Source organism: Candidatus Proelusimicrobium excrementi, from assembly GCF_937881865.1.
In the GTDB taxonomy this organism is placed as follows: domain Bacteria; phylum Elusimicrobiota; class Elusimicrobia; order Elusimicrobiales; family Elusimicrobiaceae; genus Proelusimicrobium; species Proelusimicrobium excrementi.
In genome coordinates this window covers 1-2,185 of record NZ_CALGEO010000059.1, presented here as the reverse complement: position 1 = coordinate 2,185, position 2,185 = coordinate 1, and the positions used below count along the sequence as shown (strand labels likewise).

At 46.8% G+C, this 2,185-nt stretch carries 3 protein-coding genes; 1 reads left to right on the top strand and 2 read right to left on the bottom strand.

Annotation, left to right across the window (positions count from 1 at the left end; genetic code table 11):
* The coding region (locus ACQY26_RS03045; protein ID WP_428047620.1) for a thiamine pyrophosphate-dependent enzyme at positions 1 to 686 on the top strand (686 nt) is incomplete at its 5' end.
* 203 nt (positions 687 to 889) lie between these two features.
* Here ACQY26_RS03045 and ACQY26_RS03040 read toward each other — a convergent pair.
* Together ACQY26_RS03040 and ACQY26_RS03035 are read right to left on the bottom strand one after the other, a co-directional pair.
* Complete coding sequence (locus ACQY26_RS03040; protein WP_428047618.1) at positions 890 to 1,789, bottom strand: cation diffusion facilitator family transporter; 900 nt, start codon at positions 1,787 to 1,789, stop codon at positions 890 to 892.
* An 89-nt stretch (positions 1,790 to 1,878) separates the two neighbouring features.
* Positions 1,879 to 2,185, bottom strand: a 307-nt coding sequence (locus tag ACQY26_RS03035; RefSeq protein WP_428047617.1) for a hypothetical protein, incomplete at its 5' end; no start/stop codon positions are given.

Genomic DNA, 2,185 nt, shown 5'->3' with positions numbered 1-2,185 from the left:
CATTCATCCCTGCACGCAGCCAGTGGATCATCGGTGGTGACGGTGCATCTTATGATATCGGATACGGCGGACTCGACCACGTGCTTGCTTCAGGCGAGAATGTGAACATCCTCGTACTCGACACAGAGGTTTACTCTAACACAGGCGGACAGTCTTCAAAGGCTACTCCTGCCGGAGCTATCGCGAAGTTCGCTGCTTCCGGTAAGAAGGTTAAGAAGAAAGACCTCGGTATGATAGCCATGACTTACGGCAACATTTATGTAGCCCAAATCTGCTTGGGCGCAAATATGAACCAAGCCGTACAAGCCTTGGCTGAAGCCGAAGCCTATGACGGCCCGGCACTCGTAATCGCCTATGCGCACTGCATCGCGCACGGTATCGACATGAGCAAAGGCCTGCTCGAAGCCAAAAAAGCCGTACAGAGCGGAAGATGGATACTTTACCGCTACAACCCGGCTTTGAAAGCGCAGGGGCTTAATCCTCTTAAAGTCGACAGCGGCGAACCTACAATCGCTTTGAAGGACTTTATGTCCGGCGAAAACAGGTTCAAAGCCTTGATGAAAAACAACCCGGCCAGAGCCGAACAGCTGCTTAAGATTGCGGAAGCGGAATACGCTTACAGGCGCAACCTTTACAAACAGCTTGCGGCATTGCCCGGCCAAAAAGAAGAGGAAGTAAAAGCTTAAGCTCCAGCTTACTTTTCAGTTAAGAATCCCGCGTTACCAAGTAACGCGGGATTTTTAATTTTATATATTTGTAAAAAAATACTGCGGATGTTCCGCCAGGTTATACTGTCAAGACCAATAAATAAGGCTGGGCCCGCCCTCATAAAATCCAAGAAGCCTAAATAAATAAAAACATATCGGAAATGTGCTTCAAAAATTACAATTTAAGGCAAAGGTTCGGGATGAATTGAAATTATTGAGCCTTCCCCGAATTCGGCTTTTAACTTTTCTTCTATTTCCGACATCTTCGTGTGGACGGTTTCAAAAGGAGTTTCTTTAGGCAAGTCTATATGCAGCTCTATAACGGCGCGGTAGCCCACTTTGCGGGTTTTTATTTCATGCGGGTTTTGCACACCTTCTACGGAAAGGCAGACTTTCTTTATCGTATCCAAGCTGCTTTTGGGAAGGGAGGCGTCGAGAAATTCAGATATGGCCATTTTAAAAATTTTAAACCCCACCGCCGCAATAAATAAGCTGACCAATGCGGCCGTAAGCGGATCAAGCAATCTCCATTTAGGCCCCAAGAACATCGCGCCCGCAATGCCGACAAGCACGCCTAAAGAGGAAAAAGCGTCGCTTCTGTGATGCCATGCGTTTGATATCAAAGCGGTGCTATTTATTCTTCGCCCGACTCTTACCGTATATCGATACATGGCTTCCTTTGCAATTATTGATATAACTGCCATAATTAAGGAAATATAATAAGGCGCGGGCAGCAATGCCCCTTTAAAAGAAGCGTAAACAGCTTTAACCCCGCCGTAAAACAGCCAAAAAGCGGCCAGTATCAGCACGACGGCGATTATTAATGCCGAAAATGTTTCAAAACGCCCGTGCCCGTAAGGATGTTCTTCATCTTCCGGCGCACTGCCCAAATGCACGCCGACAAGAAGCACTATATCGGTAACCAAATCGGAAAAAGAATGTACGCCGTCGGCAATCATTGCGGCGCTTGCGCCGAATATACCCGTCAGTATTTTAAGTACGGCAAGCGCTATATTGCCGAACATACAAATATAAGTTATTTTCTCCGTTTGTTTTACACGGTCTTGCGCGCTCAAGTTCATAGTAATATTATATAAAAAACATAAAAACCCCGCCTTAGCTTGCGCTTTGGCGGGGCGGTTAGTTGAGAGGGGCTTTTCAGCCCTGAAAATTAAAATTTACCGCACGCATGAGCTGCTACGCTGGTATTCAAACTAAGCCCCATAGCGCTCGCAAAAGCGGAACAACTGCTGTAAGAAACAGGCAGATAGAACTCGTTTCCGTTAGTCATCGTACAGCAGGTTATTCCATAGGCGTAGTTGCCTGAGATGCAATTGCAAGGATAATTAGTGTTTGACTTGTTACTAGCTATATAACATCCGTAATTGCAGCAATTGCAAGTGCCCGAATCCAAAACCTGTCCGCCGGGACAAGTTTTGCTGCATGTGCATGTCCCCCAGGAGCCCGTCGTCCATTGC

What these genes read in the sequence shown, in the direction of transcription:
- ACQY26_RS03040 (WP_428047618.1), bottom strand. Translation starts at nt 1,789, where the DNA reads ATGAACTTGAGCGCGCAAGACCGTGTAAAACAAACGGAGAAAATAACT.